At 63.7% G+C, this 1183-nt stretch carries 1 protein-coding gene; it reads left to right on the forward strand.

The window, feature by feature from the left end; genetic code table 11:
* Positions 1–1183, forward strand: a 1183-nt coding sequence (locus ACFFWD_RS35960; RefSeq protein WP_376973730.1) for a recombinase family protein, incomplete at both ends; no start/stop codon positions are given.

A 1183-nucleotide genomic window follows, 5' to 3' on the forward strand; every position in this document is an offset into this window, starting at 1 on the left:
AGGCGGCGCGGGGCGAACTGCGGCTGCCCCTACCAGCCGGGCTCGTCTACGATCGAGCGGGCACAATTGTTCTCAATCCCGACGAGGAGGTGCAGGCCCGTCTTCATCTCGTGTTTGCCAAATTCCGGGAACTGCAAAGCTCTCGCCGTGTGATGCGTTACTTGGACAGGAACGGATTGTCCTTGCCGCTTCGACCGCTGCTTGGGCCATCTCCACACGAGATCGTCTGGCGTGCGCCAGATAGTGCGCGCGTCCTTAGTATCCTTCAAAACCCGGCTTATGCTGGGGCGTATGTTTATGGCCGCCGGCAAAAAGATCCGAGCCGGTGCCGGCCGGGATCGCTGACGGGAACGGTCAAGGTGGCGATCGCGGATTGGGCGGTTTGCCTGCACGCCGCTCACCCAGGCTATATCAGCTGGGAGGAGTTCATGGCCAACCAGGGGCGACTGGCAGATAACGTCTTCCGCTATGAGGCGGGACACGCTGGCGTACCGCGCAAGGGGGCAGCCCTGTTACAAGGAATTGCGATCTGCGGCCGTTGTGGACGGCGCATGAGCATGCGCTACACGGGCCCGAATGCCGACTATCCGGTCTATTGCTGCCGGTCGGATCGGGACCAGCAAGGTAGCGTTCTGTGCCAGGAAGTCCGGGCCTTGGCCGTTGATGCCTTGGTCGAGCGGGTAGTCCTCGATGCCCTGGTGCCGGATCAGATTGAGATCGCACTCGCGGCGGCAGGCCAACTGGAGCAGGAGAGCCGTCAGCTCGAGCGCCAGTGGGCGCTTCGCGTGGAGCGCGCCCGCTACGAGGCCGAGCGCGCTCGGCGTCAGTATGACGCCGTAGAGCCCGAGAACCGTCTTGTGGCGCGCTCACTTGAGCGGGCTTGGGAAGACAAGCTGCGTGTCGTCGAGGCGGTCGAGCAGCAGCATGCGCGTTGGCGCGCGCAAGAGCCGCTTCTGATTGGCCCGGCGGAACGCGCAGGGCTACAAGCGCTCGGAGAGAACCTGCCGCGGATCTGGAACGCGGCTACCACGTCGGCAGCCGATCGCAAGCGCATTCTGCGATTTGTCATCCGCGAAGTCGTTCTTGATCAGAAGCGGACCCGAGGTCAGGTGTGGCTCAAGATCGTCTGGCAGACCGGCGCAACCAGCGAGCATCACGTGCAACGGCGCGTTCACACCTACCG

Origin of the sequence: Bradyrhizobium erythrophlei, from assembly GCF_042430365.1 — a bacterium.
Lineage (GTDB): Bacteria > Pseudomonadota > Alphaproteobacteria > Rhizobiales > Xanthobacteraceae > Bradyrhizobium > Bradyrhizobium erythrophlei.